Genomic DNA, 19,012 nt, shown 5'->3' with positions numbered 1-19,012 from the left:
TCTTTTTACTTGTGGATAACTTCTAGGGAGAGGGCCACCAGCAACGGTGTAATTCTGAGCCTTGAATTAACAGAGGAAGCCTGAGTAATAGATGGCTTGAGAGGGTCGGGTCGGGTTGACTTGCTTGAAGAGGACATTGGGTTACTGAGAGCTCTCTATCATTATGATCTAGCTGGCTTAAGGGTTACTACAGATTCCCACTCTCTTCCGTCTCAACGAATAGTGTAAATTAATACAAAAAAGTGATAATCTTGAAATTGGTGATGCAAATAAGAGATCAGACTCCACTAATACCCCATTGATTTAGTATCTTTTATTACAAAAGATAGGGACTGAGTACTCAGAAAAATCGTTGCACAACCCTCCCTGAAATAGCTGAAATCGCTTGCCTAGCAAAGAATTTGACTGAGTGCATCAATAACAGTCCCCAGGCGATAAAATACCAGCCCCTGAGTTAAAAAAGTCTCGTCCCCCGATCTTAATTTTTTCTTAACACCTTGTTTTTAAAGGAGTTTGGGAAACAAGTACATTGCTAATAACTTAATCAATTTTACCGCGGCCCTTGTCGCAATCGCTATTTACAAGGGTTGCTATAACGTTAGGCAACGCCCAGCAATCTAGTTTCAACGGTGAAAGTCGGTTAATTGGCAAGCTCCTTCGCTTTTCACAGTGAATGATCTAGCCACCGTTATGCAAGAGAAGTGATGACGCTGTTGAAGCTTACTAAATACAATTTGTGCCTCTGTGCTTAAGTTTGATAGCTGGTTTACCAAGATTGATCAGGCGTTTTGGCTTAAGTTCATGGCAGTAATCGCCGACCCCAAACCTTTTGAGGTTCCGATTCTAGCTTTGATGTCCGATCGTGCTTTTTTCATCCTTTACCCCCAAAAATCAAATGACGCCACCGACTTCTCTGACGCCAACAACAACCCATCTGGATATCACGCTCACTAAAACCCAAACTAAAGTGACTCAATCTGGAGGGGGGTGTAACTGTAACACCAATACCGATCCGATGGGGATAAGCGAAGCCCTCAAAGCGAGGATTGAGAAACACCCTTGCTACAGCGAAGAAGCCCATCATCACTATGCCCGTATGCATGTAGCAGTCGCACCGGCTTGCAACATTCAATGTCATTATTGCAATCGCAAATATGACTGTGCCAATGAAAGTCGCCCTGGGGTAGTGAGCGAATTACTGACACCGGAAGAAGCGGCCCATAAAGTCTTGGTGGTGGCAGGCAAAATTCCCCAGATGACGGTATTGGGCATTGCCGGCCCTGGCGATCCGTTAGCTAATCCCGAACAAACTTTTCGTACGTTTGAGTTGGTGGCCGACAAAGCGCCAGACATTAAGCTTTGCCTTTCCACCAACGGGTTAATGTTGCCGGATTATGTGGATCGCATTAAACAACTCAATGTTGACCATGTCACCATCACCATCAATATGGTTGACCCAGCAATCGGCGAAAAAATTTATCCCTGGGTTCACTATCGCCGCAAGCGCTATCCTGGCATCGAAGGGGTCAAGATCCTACATGAGCGCCAGATGGAGGGATTACAGGCCCTCAAAGAAGCAGACATTCTCTGTAAAGTCAATTCCGTGCTCATTCCCGGCATTAATGACGAGCACATGCCGGAAGTCAATCAGGCGATTCGGGAGCGGGGCGCGTTCCTCCATAACATCATGCCGCTGATTTCAGCACCGGAGCACGGCACCCACTTTGGGTTAAACGGTCAGCGGGGGCCAAAACCTTCGGAACTAAAAGCCGTTCAAGATAAATGCGCTGGCAACATGAAACTCATGCGTCATTGCCGTCAGTGTCGCGCCGACGCGGTCGGCCTGCTAGGCGAAGACCGGAGCCAGGAATTTACTAAAACGAAATTTATGCAAATGACGGCGGATTACAATCTGGCAGACCGGCAAGCGGTACATCTAGGCATTGAACAGGCCAAAGCCGCTATTGCCGAGAAAAAACAAGCCATCCTGGGCAACTCTCATCGTTCCCAGTCCAAGAAAGTCCTTGTTGCCGTAGCCAGTAAAGGGGGCGGCATGGTCAATCAGCACTTTGGTCATGCGAAGGAATTCCTGATTTACGAAGTGGATGCCGCCAGCGTTCAGTTTGTTAGCTCTCGCAAAATTACGGACTATTGCCAAGGGGGCTACGGCGAAGAGGCAGCCTTAAAAGGCATTATCGACACCATTGCGGATTGTCAGGCTATCCTGGCCGCCAAAGTGGGGCCTTGTCCTGCCAAAGCCCTCCAAGAAGCTGGTTTAGAAGTTATCGAAGCCTTCGATGTTATTGAGACAGCGGCCCGGCATTTTTACGACGAATACGTGCTGGAATAGCGTTCAAAATTCTTCGTTGATCGCCCATTACTGATGACTGATCGCTGTTGATCGATAACTGATTTTTGACTGGAGATATTGAAATGGTCATTTACTTAGACAACAATGCAACGACTCGGGTTGACCCCGACGTGTTGGAGGCAATGCTGCCCTATTTGAGCGATCTGTATGGTAATCCCTCTTCTATGCACAGTTTTGGCGGTCAGGTCGGGGCTGATATTCTGAAGGCGAGAGGCCAGGTAGCGGAACTGTTAGGCGCGGAAGAAACGGAAATTATCTTTAACAGTTGCGGGAGCGAAGGCAATAATACGGCAATTCATGCTGCATTGGCGGCCCAGCCCGATAAGCGGCACATTGTAACGACGGCGGTGGAGCATCCCGCAATTCTCAATGTTTGCAAGCATTTGGAAAAGAAGGGCTATCGCGTTACTTATTTATCCGTCGATCGCCGGGGTCAACTTGATCTACTGGAACTGGAAGCGGCCATGACCGGCGGCACGGCCCTGGTGACCACCATGTATGCCAATAACGAAACGGGAGTGATTTTCCCGGTCGAACAAATTGGGGCGATCACCAAGGACTATGGCGCCACCTTCCATGTGGATGCGGTACAGGCGGTGGGGAAAGTCCCGATTGATCTGAGTACGAGCACCATTGATATGCTGACCCTCTCGGGTCATAAACTCCACGCGCCGAAAGGGATTGGCGCTCTCTATGTGCGTCGTGGCTTCCGCTTCCGGCCGTTCCTTCTCGGCGGCCATCAAGAACGGGGACGACGGGCCGGAACCCAGAATGTCCCAGGGATTGTGGCGCTAGGAAAAGCGGCGGAACTAGCTCAGACTCATTTGTACAACGTGGAGCGCGAACGGCGGTTGCGGGATTTATTAGAAACCCAGTTGCAGTCCCAAATTCCCGACTGCGAAGTGAATGGCGGTGGTGCATCCCGTTTGCCGAACACCACCAATATTGGTTTCAAATACATTGAAGGGGAAGCCATTCTCTTCATGCTCAACCAATACGGAATTTGCGCCTCTTCCGGTTCGGCCTGCACCTCGGGTTCCCTCGAGCCTTCCCATGTGCTGATGGCGATGCAGTTGCCCTATGTCATTTTGCATGGCTCGATTCGTTTCAGTCTATCCCGCTTTACCACTGAGCATGAAATTCGCCAGGTATTAACGGTAATGCCCGGCATTGTGGACAAACTCCGCTCCTTGTCTCCTTTCAACAACGATCGGGCCGATTGGTTGCAGAGTCGAAACGTGGCCTAGGGCCGGCCCTCTGTTGCTGAAATCTGTTGACCGACATTAAAAAATTCCTTCTTGAGCTGAGAAATTGTTATGTGGAATTACTCTCAAAAAGTGCTTGATTTGTTCTATAACCCAGTTAACCAAGGGGCGATTACCGACGAGCAAGAACCGGATGTGGCAGTGGTGTTTGGCGAAGTGGGGAGTATTGCCTGCGGCGATGCCTTGCGGCTCCATCTCAAAATCCAAGTTTCTACTGAGGCGATTCTTGACGCCAAATTTCAAACCTTCGGTTGTACGAGTGCGATTGCCTCATCTTCGGCGTTAACGGAAATTGTCAAAGGGAAAACCCTGGATGAAGCGCTCCAGGTCAGCAACCACGACATTGCCAACTATTTAGGGGGCCTGCCGGAAGCCAAAATGCACTGTTCGGTGATGGGACAAGAGGCCCTGGAAGCCGCCATTTTTCGTTACCGGGGCATTAAAGTTGAAGACCACGAGGAAGACGAAGGCAATCTGGTTTGTTCCTGTTATGCGGTGACGGAACCCCGCATTCGCCGCATCATTATCGAGAATAACTTGACCACCCTGGAACAGGTCACCAATTATCTTAAAGCAGGGGGCGGTTGTGGCACTTGCTTGGCAGCGGTGGAAGACATTCTGCAAGAAATTCAACAGCAACAGGCTGCTGTGCCGACCCGGTTAGCAGCAGAACTAGCCACGGTGGACATGACGACAGCGGCTCTGCCCATGACCACCCTGCAAAAGATTAGCCTGATTCAACAAGTTCTGGATCAAGAAATTCGCCCGGTATTACGCGCTGATGGTGGCGATGTGGAGTTATTCGATATTAACGGCGACCACGTCCAGGTTGTCCTAAAAGGTGCGTGTCATGGTTGTTCCAGCAGTACGGCAACGGTGAAATATGCCATTGAAGCGCAACTGCGGCAACGAGGACTACCAACCCTCACAGTCGAAGAAGTCACTGTTTAAACCGAGCCTAACCTTTGCCGCTTCCCAACCCATCAAAGTCATACCCAAACTCTATGTTTTCCGATGAACCCAACAAATCTTTTTATCCATTGCGGACGATCGCCTCCGGTCAACCCCGAAAGATTCTCACCCAAAGTGAGCCCTTCAGACACTTTATTCTCGGGTTTCTTAATTCCTCGACTATTCGCGGCTTGAGTTCACCTAATTGACTTCATTCACTTAAACTTTCACGGAGAAACATTCCCATGCGACAGATTGCATTTTACGGAAAAGGCGGTATCGGTAAATCCACCACGTCCCAAAATACCATTGCGGGTTTAGCAGATCGTAATCGCATCATGATTGTCGGCTGCGATCCCAAAGCCGATTCCACTCGCTTGATGCTCCACAGTAAAGCCCAGACAACTATTCTGCACCTAGCGGCGGAACGGGGCGCAGTCGAAGATTTGGAACTCGACGAAGTGTTGCTCACTGGCTACAAAGGTGTGAAATGCGTCGAGTCTGGTGGGCCTGAACCCGGCGTTGGCTGTGCGGGTCGCGGCATTATCACCGCTATCAACTTCCTCGAAGAAGAAGGCGCTTACGAAGACCTCGACTTTGTTTCCTACGACGTATTAGGGGACGTGGTTTGCGGTGGTTTCGCCATGCCGATCCGGGAAGGGAAAGCCCAGGAAATCTACATTGTAGTTTCCGGCGAAATGATGGCCATGTACGCCGCTAACAACATTGCTCGCGGGATCCTTAAATATGCCCACTCTGGTGGGGTGCGCCTCGGCGGTTTGATCTGCAACAGCCGTAACTGCGATCAAGAAGTTGAACTGATCGAAGCGTTAGCGGCAAAACTCGGCACGCAAATGATCCACTTTGTCCCCCGCGACAACATTGTGCAGCACGCCGAACTCCGCCGAATGACAGTGATCGAGTATGCGCCTGACAGTAAGCAAGCCGAAGAATATCGCATACTGGCTCGCAAGATTGAAGACAATAAAAACCTTGTCATCCCCACCCCTATTTCTATGGATGAACTCGAAGATCTCTTAGTAGAATTCGGTCTCCTTGGTGGTGAAGAAGAGTATGAAAAGGCAATCGCTGCCGACAAAGGCCTCGTTACAGTTTAGTCCTCCCCGTAGCGATTTTATGGCAGACCGGAAGGGAAGTCAGAAAATAAACCAGATCTTGGAAATTTTAATTTCTGAAGTTCCCTTCCTCCTCCGGACAACCCCAATTTCTACCCTATTAGAGAGGTCATCATGACCACTGTTATTGATAAAAATGCCCTTATCCAGGAAGTCCTGGACGCCTATCCCGACAAAGCGAAAAAAATCCGTGCTAAGCACTTAAACGTGACGGAAGCCGATGCCAGCGATTGCGGTGTCAAATCTAACAAAAAATCTGTTCCCGGCGTGATGACTACCCGTGGCTGTGCCTATGCTGGCGCGAAAGGGGTAGTTTGGGGGCCAGTCAAAGACATGATTCACCTAAGTCATGGCCCCGTCGGTTGTGGTTACTATTCTTGGTCGGGTCGTCGTAATTACTATATCGGAACCACCGGTATCGACACCTTTGGCACCATGCAGTTTACCTCCGATTTCCAAGAACGCGACATCGTGTTTGGGGGTGACAAAAAGCTTGACAAACTGATTGACGAGTTAGAAGTACTATTTCCCCTCAGCCAAGGCATCACCATTGAATCAGAATGTCCCGTCGGTTTGATTGGGGACGACATCGAAGCCGTTTCCAAAAAGAAAGCTAAAGAAACCGGCAAACCAGTCATTCCCGTTCGGTGCGAAGGATTCCGGGGGGTTTCCCAATCCCTCGGTCACCACATCGCCAACGATACGGTGCGAGATTGGGTAATGCCCAAAGCCGACGAGTATCGCAAGCTTCCTGACGGCTTTGAACCCGGCCCCTACGATGTCAACATCATTGGCGACTACAACATTGGCGGCGACGCCTGGCCCAGTCGCCGTTTGTTAGAAGCCATTGGCCTCCGGGTGATTTGCCAATTTTCCGGCGATGGCACCTTTAACGAAGTGGTGATGACCCCGCTGGCTAAATTAAACCTCATCCACTGTTACCGCTCCATGAACTACATCTGTCGTTTCATGGAAGAAAAATACGGCATTGGCTGGCTGGAATATAATTTCTTTGGCCCTACCCAAATTGCCTACTCCCTCCGCAAAATCGCCGCCCAGTTTGATGAAACCATTCAAGCTAACGCGGAAAAAGTGATTGCTGAACATGAAGCCCGGATGCAGGCGATCACCGCGAAATACCGTCCTCGTCTAGAGGGCAAGGAAGTGATGATGATGGTGGGGGGTTTGCGTCCCCGTCACGTTATTCCTGCTTTTACAGACTTAGGGATGAAAGTGATTGGCACCGGCTACGAATTTGGCCATGGCGATGATTACAAACGCACCGCTGAATACGTAGCTGAAGGCACCATCATCTACGACGACGTGAGCGGTTTTGAATTTGAAGAACTAGCCAAGAAGCTCAAACCGGATTTAATCGCCGCCGGCATTAAAGAAAAATACGTTTTCCAAAAAATGGCGTTGCCCTTCCGTCAGATGCACTCCTGGGATTACTCCGGCCCCTACCACGGCTACGAAGGCTTTGAGGTATTTGCCCGTGACATGGATCTGGCGATCAATAACCCCACGTGGGATTTAATCACCGCCCCTTGGAATTCCTAGTCCTACGGGAAACGGGTCAGATTTCAATAATCAGATTGTAGAAATCCACTTTGTTTCCCTTTCTCTCTCATTGCCCTCTTCCCTGGAACCGATCATGACTAACAACACCAATCCCCAAGTCCCCGAACAAACCACTGACCCTGGTAAGATTCAAGACCATTTTGACTTATTCCATACCGATACTTACCAAGACCTATTTGAGTATAAACGCCAGTTTGAAGGTGCCCACAGCCCGGAAAAAATCCAAGAAATTGCCGAATGGACAAAAACCTGGGATTACCGCGAAAAAAACTTTGCCCGGGAAGCCCTGACCATTAATCCCGCTAAAGCTTGTCAACCCTTAGGCTCTCTTTTTGTGGCATCGGGTTTTGAAGGCACATTGCCCTACAGCCACGGCTCCCAAGGGTGCGTTGCTTACTTCCGCACTCACTTAACCCGGAATTACAAAGAACCCTTCCAGGCGGTTTCATCCTCCATGACCGAAGACGCAGCGGTTTTTGGGGGCCTCAACAACCTCAAGCAGGGCTTGCAAAACGCCTACGAGCTTTATAAGCCGAAAATGATTGCCCTCTGCACCACCTGTATGGCGGAAGTGATTGGCGATGATATTGGCGCGTTTATTCAAACCACCAAGAATGAAGAACTGATTCCCGCCGATTTACCTGTCCCCTCGGCTCACACCCCCAGCTTTGTCGGTTCCCACATCACGGGCTACGACAATATGCTAATCAGCATCCTCAAAACGCTGACGGAAGGCAAAAAGGCTGAAAGCAGTAATGGCAAATTTAACTTCAACTTAGGATTTGACCCCTACGTCGGCAATATTCGGGAACTGAAGCGAATTTTAGGGTTATTCGGCATTGATTACACCATTTTGTCGGACAACTCAGATACCTTTGATTCCCCCAACACGGGTGAATTTAAGATGTACAACGGCTTGACCACCTTGGAGGAAGCTGGCGATTCCATTAACGCCGAAGGTTCCTTCTTCTTCCAGAAATACACCACCCCTAAAACCCAGGAATACATTGCCAAAGAGTGGGGGCAAAAGACCTATAATTTCCGTCCCTTTGGCATTAAGGGAACCGATGAATTTCTCATGGCCCTGTCGGCCATTACCGGCAAAGCAATTCCCCTAGAACTGCAACAAGAACGGGGCCGAGCCGTCGATGCCTTGACGGATTCCCAAGCCTGGATTCATGGCAAGCGCATTGCTCTATACGGCGATCCAGATCATGTGTTTGGCCTAACCCAGTTTCTCTTAGAAATGGGCGCTGAACCCCTTCATATCGTCGTCACCAACAGCAACCCCGAATTTGAAGCGGAATTGCGGGAAGTATTGACCAACAATCCCTACGGCCAAGGCGCCACCATTTGGGGCAAAAAGGATCTTTGGCATCTCCGTTCTTTAATGTTCACCGAGCCAGTGGATCTTTTAATTGGCAACTCCTACGGCAAGTACCTCTGGCGGGATACCAAAACTCCCTTGGTTCGTATCGGTTATCCCATTTTTGATCGCCATCATCTGCACCGTTACCCCACGCTGGGCTACCAAGGGGCGATTAACCAGTTCAACTGGATTATTAACACCATTTTAGAAGAACTGGATCGCAACACTATTATCCCTGCCAAAACGGATATTTCCTTCGACCTCATTCGCTAATGAGGACAAGTGCTCAGGGGCCTTTCGCCGACTTCCCCTGCGACGGAGGCTTTCCCTCTCTCAAAGGTATTTGCAACTGGCCCCAGCCTTGCTTACTAATAACTGCTAACCGATCATGAAACTCAGCGAAGAAATTGAACTGGATGGCCCTCCTCTTTTTGATCTCGGACAACGGGTTCGTACCCGCAAAGTTCTGCGTAATGACGGCACCTTTCCCGGCAAAGACATCGGCTTTCATTTAGCAAAAAAGGGGGATGTGGGTTACATCGTTAGTATCGGGACTTATCTGCAACGGGTCTATATCTACTCTGTTCATTTCCTGGAAAGTAACTATGTCGTCGGTTGCCTTAGCCGCGAACTCGAACTGGCGGAAGACCGTCCGTCACCTTCGACCCAAGAAACCTAATCACTCCCATGGACAGCTTTACCGAACACCTCCATTCCCACCCTATTTCCGCCCCCGGCCCTGCCTCTGGTTTAGAGATTCTGCGACCGTTACGCGACTGGATTGACCGCCTTGATGTTAATAATCGTTTCTTTGCCCACCAGGTTTGTCGCATTATTCCCTGCTGTTGCCCCTTTGAACGGACTTTTTCTCTGATGGGTCGCGAAATCCACATTCCTGCCCTCTGCGAACTGAACCCGGTTTATAACGAACTGGTGGGACTCCGATTTCGTTCTTTATCGTACCTCGCCGATGTTTGCGGTGAAGATATTTCCCATTACATCTGTTGACGCAGACTGATTCCCCCTTGCATCCTTTCACGATTTATTGCCATGACCATCGTAACTTCCGGCAAACTTAATGACCTTTTGACCCAACCGGGTTGTGAACACAATCACGAAAAAAATGGAGCGGGCCATAACAAAGCCTGTAAGCAACAGGCCAAACCGGGGGCCGCCCAAGGGGGATGTGCGTTTGATGGCGCTAGTATTACTCTGGTTCCGATTACCGATGCCGCCCATTTAGTCCATGGCCCGATCGCCTGTGCGGGCAATTCCTGGGGGGGGCGGGGGAGTTTATCTTCTGGGTCGAGTCTCTATAAAGTAGGCTTTACGACGGATTTAAGCGAAAACGACATTATTTTTGGGGGCGAAAAAAAGCTCTATAACGCCATTCAGACGATCCAACAACGGTATAGTCCTGCGGCGGTCTTTGTTTACTCGACCTGTGTCACGGCGCTGATTGGCGATGACCTCGATGCAGTGTGCAAAGTGGCGGGCGAAAAACTGGCCCTACCGGTGATTCCTGTCCATGCACCGGGGTTTGCGGGCAGTAAAAATCTGGGCAATCGTTTAGCTGGAGAGGCCCTGTTAGACTATGTCATTGGCACTGGCGAACCCGATTACACCACCCCCTACGACATTAATTTAATTGGCGAGTACAACATCGCGGGGGAAACCTGGGGCATACTGCCGTTGTTGGAAAAGCTCGGCATTCGGGTTTTATCCAAAATCACGGGAGATGCCTGCTACCGGGAAGTGACTTACGCCCACCATGCCAAGTTGAATGTCTTAATCTGTTCTAAGGCTTTAATTAACCTAGCCACCAAAATGGAAGTTCGGTATGGCATCCCCTACATCGAAGAGTCTTTCTATGGCATTGCTGATGTTAATCGTTGCCTGCGTCATATTGCTCAACAGTTAGGGGATACGGTTCTGCAAGAGCGGGTGGAACATCTTATTGCAGAAGAAACGGCCAAGCTCGATCAGCAGTTGGCCCCCTATCGCCAGCGTCTGAAGGATAAGCGGGTGGTCATTTATACCGGTGGTGTCAAAAGTTGGTCGATTATTTCTGCTGCACAGGATCTAGGCATTAAAGTGGTTGCTACCAGTACCCGCAAAAGTACTGAAGCGGATAAGGCGCGGATTAAAAATCTACTGGGAACCGACGGCATCATGATGGACAAAGGCGGCGCTCAAGAGATCTTGCGAGTGATTGAGCAAACCAAAGCAGATTTGCTGATCGCCGGGGGACGGAATCAATTCACGGCCCTTAAAGCCCGTATTCCTTTCCTGCATGTCAACCAAGAACGCCATAACCCCTATTCTGGCTATGGGGGACTGCTGGAGATGGCCAAGGAGTTAGACGAAACCCTCTACAGTCCCGTCTGGGAAGCGGTACGCAATGTTCCCCCCTGGCAAACCCCAGCCGCTCAGACTGCTGTGCCAGAGACGTTAGCCCCAACAACGCCTACCCAGGTCATTGCCCGCCGCAAAGCAGTCGCCGTTAACCCCTTAAAACAAAGCCAACCGTTGGGGGCCGCCCTCGCCTTTTTAGGCATTCAAGGCGCAATGCCCCTATTTCACGGTTCCCAAGGCTGTACGGCTTTTGCCAAAGTCCTACTGGTGGGACATTTTCAGGAGTCAATTCCCCTGGCCACCACGGCCATGAGTGAAGTCAGTACCGTATTGGGCGGCGACACCAATATTGAGCAAGGACTGCTGACAGTGATTGAAAAAAATCAGCCAGAGTTGATCGGCTTGTTTAGCACGGCCCTGACTGAGGTACGCAATGACGATATGGCTGGAACCTTAACCCAATTTCACACCCACCACCCAGAAGTCACCACCCCGATTGTGTTGGCATCAACCCCCGATTACAAAGGCAGTTTGGAAGATGGCTTTGCCGCTGCGGTTACCAGCCTGATGCAATCCCTGCCAGAAGCGGGAGAGATTGATCCCCAACAGGTGACGGTGTTAGCGGGTTCGGCCCTCGGCCCCGGCGATGTGGAGGAACTAAAGGAAATAGTGGAAGCGTTTGGGCTAAACCCCATTGTCGTTCCCGATCTCTCAACTTCCCTAGACGGTCATTTAGATGACGAAGCATATTACGGTACACCCACGGGCGGAACAACGGTGGCCCAGTTACGGGCGGTAGGGCGATCGGCAGCAACGTTAGTACTGGGTCAGAGTTTGACAAAAGCGGCAACGGTGTTGATCGAGCGTTTTGGCACGCCCGCCTTTACGTTTAATCAACTAACTGGATTGAACGGCGTTGACCAATTCCTGACGACCCTGTCTCAATTGAGCAATCGCCCCGTCCCGACCAAATACGAACGCCAGCGCCGCCGTCTGTTAGATGCCATGCTTGATACCCACTTCTATTTTGGCCAGAAAAAAGTGGCAATTGCTTTGGAACCGGATTTGCTTTACAGCGTTACGTGGTGGCTTGATTCCTTAGGGGTTGAAATCCAGGCGGCTGTGACTTCCACCCAATCCCCGCTGTTAAAAACGCTCCCCATTGCAAAAGCTTACATCGGCGATCTCGAAGATCTGGAAGATGGCGCGGCCGGGGCTGATTTGCTGATTGCAAACTCCAAAGCCCGACCCCTGGCCCGTCGTCTCAACTTGCCGCTGTATCTACTCGGCTTTCCCCTGCTCGAGCATCTCGGCAACACTCACCGTTGTACCGTCGGCTATCGCGGCACGTTGGATCTGCTGTTCGACATTGGCAACCTGTTTTTAACCACCGATCAACAGCGAGTCCATCGTTTGGTTCACCACTGGCGCGCGGGTACCGGCTAAATCTGGCCCCCATTCCCTTGCCAATTAGCGCTATTTTTCCCTAGGAGAAAACACCATGAAAATTGCCTTTACTACCCAAGATTCTGAGGCGGTCAATGCCCACTTTGGCTCCGCTAAACAGATTGATATTTATGACATTGATGTCACGGGTTACACCTTGAATCAATCCGTTCAGTTTGGCGGCAACCTCAAGCAAGATGGCAACGAAGACAAATTGCAACCCAAGCTTAAAGCCCTGAAGGATTGCACTATCGTTTATGTTGCCGACATTGGCCCCAGCGCCGCGGCTCGTCTGATCAATATGAACATTACCCCCATCAAATCCCCCGAACCCAACGCGGACATCAAAGACATTCTGAACCGCCTGGTAGCCACCCTCAACGGCAGTCCACCGCCGTGGTTACGCAAAGCCTTGAAAAAAGGGGAACAAAGCAAATTTGACGAAATATACCTAGAAATTGAGGAGGAAGTCGCTGTATGAGTTCTGTCGCTACCCCACTGGAACTAAGCTCTGCCCTGTTTATTGATAGTTCTCCCTTTTTAAAAGCCATGGTTCAGCAGATTCGTGCGAACGATCCCTATGGCACGTTTCGGAACTGGTCCGATGAACTCTTGCTGAAACCCTATGTATTGAGCAAAGCCGAAAAACGCCAAATTTCTGTGGAAGGCGAGGTGGATCCGATCGCCCAAGGCCGTATTTTGGCCTTTTACCGGGCCATCGCCTACCGCATTGAGCAAGAAACCGGCTTATTATCCCAAGTGGTGATTGATCTCAGTCATGAAGGTTTTGGCTGGGCCTTGATTTTTTCCGGCCGCCTGTTGTTGGTGTCAAAAACCTTACGAGATGCCCAACGCTTTGGTTTTGCTAGTCTCGAAAAATTGCATGAAGAGGGAGAACAATTAGTGCTAAAAGGTATTGATCTGGCTAGACGTTTTCCCGAAGTTGCAGACATTTAGGACAGTGCCAAGTCCCCTTTACGATAGGGGATTGGCCCACTGAGCTTGTCAAAGTGTAGAGGAATCTCAATGCGTAGACTTCATGGGAATCACCATTTCTCCCATCACCCTGAATTCTTCTTTTTCTTGTCTAAAAATGACCACTTCCACTGCCCCCGTCGATATTGATTCGCTCAAACAGCAAATTAAAAAGCTCAACAGCAAAGCCGGTCAAATGAAGATGGATCTTCACGATATTGCCGAAGGTCTGCCTGTGGCTCTAGACCAACTCCCCGCTGTAGCAGAACAAACTTATGCTATCTACTGCCAACTCCGGGACTTAAAAGCCCAACTAAAAACTTTGGAGGCCGCCCAGTGACCACCCTCGCCCAATTTAATCAGCTTAAAGATGCCGAGGACTATTTTGAGTTCTTCGCCATCCCCTACGACCCCCATGTGGTGAACATCAATCGACTGCATATCTTACGTAAGTTTTCAGAACTGGTGCAGTTAGCCGACGAAACCCAAGATGAGGCCACCCAATTGAGCACCTACCGACAGGCCTTGACCCAAGCCTATGAAGTATTTACGACTTCTTCCGGGGTGGAACAAAAGTTGTTCAAAGTCTTTCAAGACAAGCCCCATGACGTGGTGATGTTGTCGGACATTACCTTAGAATCCTAGGCCCCCTGCAAGGTTTTCGGCATGATCGCCAACCCTGATCGAATAGTTTATTTATTTTCTAAAACCGTGATTTCGATGCTTCCCTCCCTCTCTCCCACTGAATTTGAGCGCTATCGTCGCCAGATGATACTACCCGGCCTCGGGGAAACGGGACAACGCCGCTTAAAAAATGCCACTGCGTTAGTAACGGGTGTTGGCGGTTTAGGGGGAACAGCGGCGCTTTACTTAGCCGTGGCGGGCGTGGGCAAAATCATTTTGATTCGGGGCGGCAATTTACAGCGCGACGATTTGAATCGACAAATTCTGATGACTGACGACTGGGTAGGACAACCTCGGGTTTATAAGGCCCAACACAGTCTGTCCCAAATCAATCCGGATATTGAAATTGAGGCAGTTTGTGACTATGTCAGCGCCGATAATATCGAGCCACTAGTTCAGAAAGCCGACATTGCCCTAGATTGCGCGTTTGATTTCCTAGAGCGAGATTTATTAAATGCTGCCTGTGTGCGCTGGCAAAAACCGATGGTGGAAGCCGCCATGAACGGGATGGAGGCCTATCTCACCACCATTGTGCCGGGCAAAACCCCCTGTCTCCATTGTATTTTTCCCGAAAAACCCGAATGGGACCGCTGGGGCTTTGGAGTGCTAGGAGCCGTATCGGGCACCCTGGCCTGTTTAGCGGCCTTGGAAGGAATCAAACTAATCTCCGGCCTAGGGGAGCCTTTACTTGGCCAACTTTTGACCATGGACTTAGCCCGCGCTGAATTTGCTAAACGTCGTCCTTACCACGACCCAAATTGTCCCGTTTGTGGTGCTCTCTCGGCCCACTTACTCGATGGAGTCTGATCAAAACAGCGAGCTTGATTACCTCATTGTTCCTTTATCTGTTGTTATTTCACCTATTTCACCCAAGGAGTATTTTATGACTGTTACCCTTACTGAACTAGCAGAACTCAGACTACGGACCTTTGTCCGTGGCATTCCTAACTATACGCCCCAACATGGTATCCGTTTAGCGGTCAAAGATGGCGGCTGTAACGGTTATCAGTACGACATTAAAGTATCTGAAACACCGAAGCCCGATGACGAAATTGTGGAATTCGGTAGCCTGAAAGTTTTCATTGATCCCCAAAGCTCGCCTTTGCTGGCGGGGGTAGTCGTGGACTACATCGATAGTTTGCTGGAAAGTGGCTTTAAATTTATCAATCCAAATGCAACCAACACCTGCGGCTGTGGTAAATCCTTTCAAGCTGGCGATTGTAGTCCGGCTGGAGTTGCTTGTTCTTAAATTCATTAGGTTTTTTCAACCTTAACCCCCCTATCTTTCCAAAGACTCGTTGAGGAAATCAATCATGACGATCTACCAAGTGCATTTAATTAACAAAAAACGCAATATTGATCTCACCATCCCCGTAGATGAGAACACCTACATCCTTGATGCCGCCGAAGAACAAGATTTGGAATTACCCTTTTCCTGTCGCTCTGGTGCTTGCTCTAGCTGTGTTGGCAAGGTAGTAGAAGGGGAAATCGATCAAGAAGATCAATCGTTCCTAGATGAAGAGCAAATCGCCAAAGGATTTGTCTTACTCTGTGCCGCCTATCCCCGTTCCGATTGCACGATTAAAACCCATATGGAAGCCTATCTGGTTTAGACAGTTTTACCCTGAGAATTTGCATTACTTCTATTCATTTTACACGTTCATTACGATAGGAGTTTGAACATTATGGCCACCATCGGAATTTTCTATGGCAGTACGTCGGGCGTTACCGAGGAAATTGCCGAAAAACTGCAAGCCGAAATCGGTGAAGACCTCTGTGATTTGTACAGCATGGCGGAGGACTATGACGACGTTGACGATCTGCTCAAATATGATTATTTGCTAATTGGTTGTTCAACTTGGGGGGCCGGGGAGGTCCAGAACGATTGGCGTGAACCCCTCTTTGATATTGAGATGGATAAGCCCGATTTCTCTGGTAAAACGATCGCCTTGTTTGGCCCCGGCGATTGTGTCGATCATGGCAAGCATTTTGTGGGGGCCCTGGGCGTTTTGTACGATCAATTTAAGGCCTTGGGTGCGAAGGTCGTGGGGGCCGTGCCGACGGATGGCTATTCCTTTGAACAATCTAGTTCCATTCGGGATGGTCGCTTTGTGGGCCTCCCCCTAGACGAAGTGAACGAAAGCGACAAGACGGCTGAACGGATTGCCCGTTGGTTAGACAGTCTAAAGGCTGAATTTCCAGCGTTATCCGCTTAAGCTCAGGGGGAGTTATGGCATGACCTGTAGAGACTGGTTTGTGAACGCGGCGGGTATCTGTCAACCGCGTCCCAAGGTTCGCACTTGGGACCTGTTACGGGAAAATTATTACCTGCACCAATTTTTAACGGAGGTTCTAGCCATTGTGGCCCAGGCCGCTAATGAACAAGAGGAATGGGACTACCTGCCGCAAATCCGCCAAAAAGTGCGTCAGCTACTCACCAACTCCTATTGGGTTAAAACACAGCATCATCCCCCTGACCCCAAAACAGGGGTACACGTCACCACCCTGTATGACGAAATTGGCTATCCGTTAACGGTGCAGAACGTGGCAACACGCCCTGGGACAGGGACTGCCATTCACAACCACGGCGCATGGGGCGTTCTGTTTCAAATTCAAGGGACTGACCACCACACCTTTTGGCATCGCGTTAACGCCAAAGATGAACCGCTACAGATAGAACCCATCGGCGAATATGTGTTGACCCCTGAGGAAATTATTAGCTTTCATCCCGACGCGATCCATCAGGTAACCACCATCGGCACTGAGACGGCCGTTACCTTTCAACTCTACGGCGATTCCCACGCCAAAGGACGCTTTCAATTTGAACCAATGACCCAAACCGCAAAAAACTTTTAACAACAGAGGGAATGCCCAATGGTAGCCGTTATTTTCTACGAAAAACCAGGTTGTATTAACAACACCAAACAGAAAGCGTTACTGACGGCGGCGGGTCATGCGGTGGAGGCCCGTAACTTGCTCACTGAACCATGGACGCCGCAACGACTTCAAGCCTGTTTTGGCGATCGCCTGATTGGAAAATGGTTTAACCCCACAGCGCCAGCCATTAAATCGGGGCAAGTACACCCCAAAACCTTGGACGTAGAAACGGCGTTGCAATTAATGATCCAAGACCCATTACTCATTCGCCGTCCAATACTGCGAGTCGGCGATCGCTGGGAAGTCGGTTTTGATCTTGAAATAATCGATGCCTGGATCGGCTTAAAGACTTCAACTTTAGCCATATCTCTCTCTGGTGAGACTAGTCCGAAACCCGATCTAGAAACCTGTCCCCCCCTACTCAACCCTGTTCACCCCTTCCTGACCGCTGATAACTGATGACTAACACTTCCCGTCAAACCCTTTACCTAGAACTCATCGATCGCCTTCTCCAATGTCCCAATGGTCAGGAGCCAGCGATCCTAGATGAATCCGTAGATTTAATTGATGGTGGCTTCGTTCAGGCATTGATGCAAGCATCCGCCTATTTTGCCCATAACGATAATTTAGAAGCCGCCAAATTTTTAGTCTTTCTGGCCAAGGAGCTCTCCTGCCAACTGGGATTGTATACCGCCCCCCAAGACGGATAGCATAATTTTCTAACCTTGTTACTAACTATTTCCGGCGATTCAGATTGGGATCATTTCTGCTAAGACTCCTTGACCCAAACATTGTATTGATCGTCCAGGTGCCCCCCAGCAAGGGGGGACTACCAAAGAAGAGCTTCGTTTACTATCTAGTCGTTGATTGCCATTAAAACATCGCTGGCTTTAATCACTGCATAAGCTTCTTTGCCCACAGTAAGCTCCAACTGTTCTGCAGAGGCCTTAGTAATAATAGAAACGACCTTAAAACCGGGGGCAATTTCTAAGGTGATTTCAGTATTAACAGAACCAATATTAACAGATGTTACTGTTCCTTTCAAACAATTTCTGGCGCTAACTTGCATGAAACTAATCCTCCTAAACGGATTATTTTGAAGAAAAGTATTAAGAGATACGGCATTTCTTCAGGGACAAATTTATAATGCCTTATAGTTAAACAATGATTAAGTAAAGCAAGCTACAAAAGGAGAAGTTCTCATGACAAGAAAGCAGTTTTTAAAGCTACTTTTTTTAGGGCTAGGCCTTTCCCAAATTTCTCTCTTGGCGATTGAAAGAATAAACTTAAGTCAGCCGGCTCTTGCCCAAAACCAGGCTTTAACGGTTTCAGCCGCAATTAGTCTTAAAGATGTTTTAAACGAAATTAAGACGGAATATCAGAAAAAAGACCCGAAAACAATAATCACCTATAATTTCGGCTCCTCGGGTTCTCTACAACAACAGATTGAACAAGGGGCCAGCGTGGATCTCTTCATCTCTGCCGCTAATAAGCAGATGAATGCCCTAGAAAGTAAAAACATGCTCTTGCCAGGTTCACGTAAAATTTTTACCCGCAATCAAATCGTTTTAATTACGCCGAAAACTGAGAATAGGATTCAGAAGTTTTCCGATTTAACTAAGCCAAGTGTGACTAAAATTGCTATCGGAGAGCCTAAATCTGTGCCGGCAGGTCAATATGGAGAAGAAGCTTTTAAGTTCTACAAAATCTTGGATAAAGTTCAACCAAAACTGATTTATGGCAAAGACGTTCGTCAGGTTTTAACCTACGTAGAAACTGGAAATGTCGATGCAGGCTTGGTCTATCTCACGGATGCAAAAACTTCCAATCAAGTTAAAGTTGTTGCCACCGCACCCCCAAATTCTCATACCCCCATTGTTTATCTCCTTGCCATTTTAAAAGAGAGTAAAAATACGAATTCAGCCCAAGCCTTTGGGGAATTTTTAACCAGCACTCAAGCCAAGAATATTCTAAAAAAATATGGCTTTGTAGACTAATTTAT

General features: G+C 49.1%; 22 protein-coding genes. 21 read left to right on the top strand and 1 reads right to left on the bottom strand.

Going from position 1 to position 19,012, the window contains the following annotated elements; genetic code table 11:
* Positions 1-862 precede the first annotated feature (862 nt).
* The 20 genes from nifB to ABXS88_RS01415 all read left to right on the top strand — a co-directional run bounded on the left by nifB (position 863) and on the right by ABXS88_RS01415 (position 17,720).
* Positions 863-2,350, top strand: a complete 1,488-nt coding sequence (nifB, locus tag ABXS88_RS01510) for a nitrogenase cofactor biosynthesis protein NifB (protein ID WP_353673440.1) — start codon at positions 863-865, stop codon at positions 2,348-2,350.
* 83 nt (positions 2,351-2,433) lie between these two features.
* A complete protein-coding gene (gene nifS, locus ABXS88_RS01505; RefSeq protein WP_353673439.1) occupies positions 2,434-3,618 on the top strand; it encodes a cysteine desulfurase NifS in 1,185 nt (394 codons plus the stop codon).
* Between the two features lie 69 nt (positions 3,619-3,687).
* Positions 3,688-4,587, top strand: a complete 900-nt coding sequence (nifU, locus tag ABXS88_RS01500; RefSeq protein WP_353673438.1) for a Fe-S cluster assembly protein NifU — start codon at positions 3,688-3,690, stop codon at positions 4,585-4,587.
* Between the two features lie 245 nt (positions 4,588-4,832).
* Entirely contained in the window at positions 4,833-5,705 is an 873-nt protein-coding gene (nifH, locus tag ABXS88_RS01495) for a nitrogenase iron protein (RefSeq protein ID WP_353673437.1), read from the top strand.
* Positions 5,706-5,837: 132 nt separating this feature from the next.
* Positions 5,838-7,283, top strand: coding sequence for a nitrogenase molybdenum-iron protein alpha chain (nifD, locus tag ABXS88_RS01490; protein ID WP_353673436.1), 1,446 nt, complete (start codon positions 5,838-5,840; stop codon positions 7,281-7,283).
* 94 nt (positions 7,284-7,377) lie between these two features.
* A complete protein-coding gene (gene nifK / locus ABXS88_RS01485; protein WP_353673435.1) occupies positions 7,378-8,946 on the top strand; it encodes a nitrogenase molybdenum-iron protein subunit beta in 1,569 nt (522 codons plus the stop codon).
* Positions 8,947-9,061: 115 nt separating this feature from the next.
* Entirely contained in the window at positions 9,062-9,352 is a 291-nt protein-coding gene (locus tag ABXS88_RS01480; protein WP_353673434.1) for a nitrogen fixation protein NifZ, read from the top strand.
* 8 nt (positions 9,353-9,360) lie between these two features.
* Complete coding sequence (locus tag ABXS88_RS01475; RefSeq protein WP_353673433.1) at positions 9,361-9,681, top strand: Mo-dependent nitrogenase C-terminal domain-containing protein; 321 nt, start codon at positions 9,361-9,363, stop codon at positions 9,679-9,681.
* 42 nt (positions 9,682-9,723) lie between these two features.
* Entirely contained in the window at positions 9,724-12,474 is a 2,751-nt protein-coding gene (locus ABXS88_RS01470) for a bifunctional nitrogenase iron-molybdenum cofactor biosynthesis protein NifEN (protein ID WP_353673432.1), read from the top strand.
* Positions 12,475-12,529: 55 nt separating this feature from the next.
* Positions 12,530-12,955, top strand: coding sequence for a nitrogen fixation protein NifX (gene nifX / locus ABXS88_RS01465; protein WP_353673431.1), 426 nt, complete (start codon positions 12,530-12,532; stop codon positions 12,953-12,955).
* Entirely contained in the window at positions 12,952-13,431 is a 480-nt protein-coding gene (locus ABXS88_RS01460; protein WP_353673430.1) for a NifX-associated nitrogen fixation protein, read from the top strand. The genes nifX and ABXS88_RS01460 overlap by 4 nt, the downstream gene beginning before the upstream one ends.
* A 136-nt stretch (positions 13,432-13,567) precedes the next feature.
* The gene (locus tag ABXS88_RS01455) at positions 13,568-13,789 is read left to right on the top strand and encodes a CCE_0567 family metalloprotein (protein ID WP_353673429.1); all 222 of its coding nucleotides are present in this window, start codon (positions 13,568-13,570) and stop codon (positions 13,787-13,789) included.
* On the top strand, positions 13,786-14,094 hold the full coding sequence (gene nifW / locus ABXS88_RS01450; RefSeq protein WP_353673428.1) for a nitrogenase-stabilizing/protective protein NifW: 309 nt from the start codon (positions 13,786-13,788) through the stop codon (positions 14,092-14,094). Before ABXS88_RS01455 ends, nifW begins: the two co-directional genes overlap by 4 nt.
* 75 nt (positions 14,095-14,169) lie before the next feature.
* Positions 14,170-14,940, top strand: coding sequence for a HesA/MoeB/ThiF family protein (locus ABXS88_RS01445; RefSeq protein ID WP_353674853.1), 771 nt, complete (start codon positions 14,170-14,172; stop codon positions 14,938-14,940).
* Between the two features lie 76 nt (positions 14,941-15,016).
* Positions 15,017-15,382 carry an iron-sulfur cluster assembly accessory protein gene (locus ABXS88_RS01440; RefSeq protein WP_353673427.1) on the top strand — a complete coding sequence of 122 codons (366 nt, stop codon included), beginning with the start codon at positions 15,017-15,019 and terminating at the stop codon, positions 15,380-15,382.
* Positions 15,383-15,446: 64 nt separating this feature from the next.
* On the top strand, positions 15,447-15,746 hold the full coding sequence (locus tag ABXS88_RS01435; RefSeq protein WP_353673426.1) for a 2Fe-2S iron-sulfur cluster-binding protein: 300 nt from the start codon (positions 15,447-15,449) through the stop codon (positions 15,744-15,746).
* 72 nt (positions 15,747-15,818) lie between these two features.
* Positions 15,819-16,349: a flavodoxin gene (locus ABXS88_RS01430; protein WP_353673425.1), complete on the top strand. Its 531-nt coding sequence runs from the start codon at positions 15,819-15,821 to the stop codon at positions 16,347-16,349.
* A gap of 19 nt (positions 16,350-16,368) precedes the next feature.
* Positions 16,369-16,989 carry a cupin gene (locus tag ABXS88_RS01425; RefSeq protein ID WP_353673424.1) on the top strand — a complete coding sequence of 207 codons (621 nt, stop codon included), beginning with the start codon at positions 16,369-16,371 and terminating at the stop codon, positions 16,987-16,989.
* 18 nt (positions 16,990-17,007) lie between these two features.
* Positions 17,008-17,469 (top strand): ArsC/Spx/MgsR family protein, encoded by a 462-nt coding sequence (locus tag ABXS88_RS01420; protein ID WP_353673423.1) that lies wholly within the window; start codon positions 17,008-17,010, stop codon positions 17,467-17,469.
* Complete coding sequence (locus ABXS88_RS01415) at positions 17,469-17,720, top strand: hypothetical protein (RefSeq protein ID WP_353673422.1); 252 nt, start codon at positions 17,469-17,471, stop codon at positions 17,718-17,720. The genes ABXS88_RS01420 and ABXS88_RS01415 overlap by 1 nt, the downstream gene beginning before the upstream one ends.
* A 146-nt stretch (positions 17,721-17,866) precedes the next feature.
* Here ABXS88_RS01415 and ABXS88_RS01410 read toward each other — a convergent pair whose 3' ends face one another.
* Positions 17,867-18,079: a molybdopterin-binding protein gene (locus ABXS88_RS01410; RefSeq protein ID WP_353673421.1), complete on the bottom strand. Its 213-nt coding sequence runs from the start codon at positions 18,077-18,079 to the stop codon at positions 17,867-17,869.
* A gap of 133 nt (positions 18,080-18,212) precedes the next feature.
* Between ABXS88_RS01410 and modA the strand changes: the two genes are divergently transcribed.
* Complete coding sequence (gene modA, locus ABXS88_RS01405; RefSeq protein ID WP_353673420.1) at positions 18,213-19,007, top strand: molybdate ABC transporter substrate-binding protein; 795 nt, start codon at positions 18,213-18,215, stop codon at positions 19,005-19,007.
* Positions 19,008-19,012: the final 5 nt, after the last annotated feature.

This window comes from Synechocystis sp. LKSZ1 (genome assembly GCF_040436315.1).
Lineage (GTDB): Bacteria > Cyanobacteriota > Cyanobacteriia > Cyanobacteriales > Microcystaceae > Synechocystis.
This window is presented reverse-complemented; position numbering and strand designations above follow the sequence as displayed.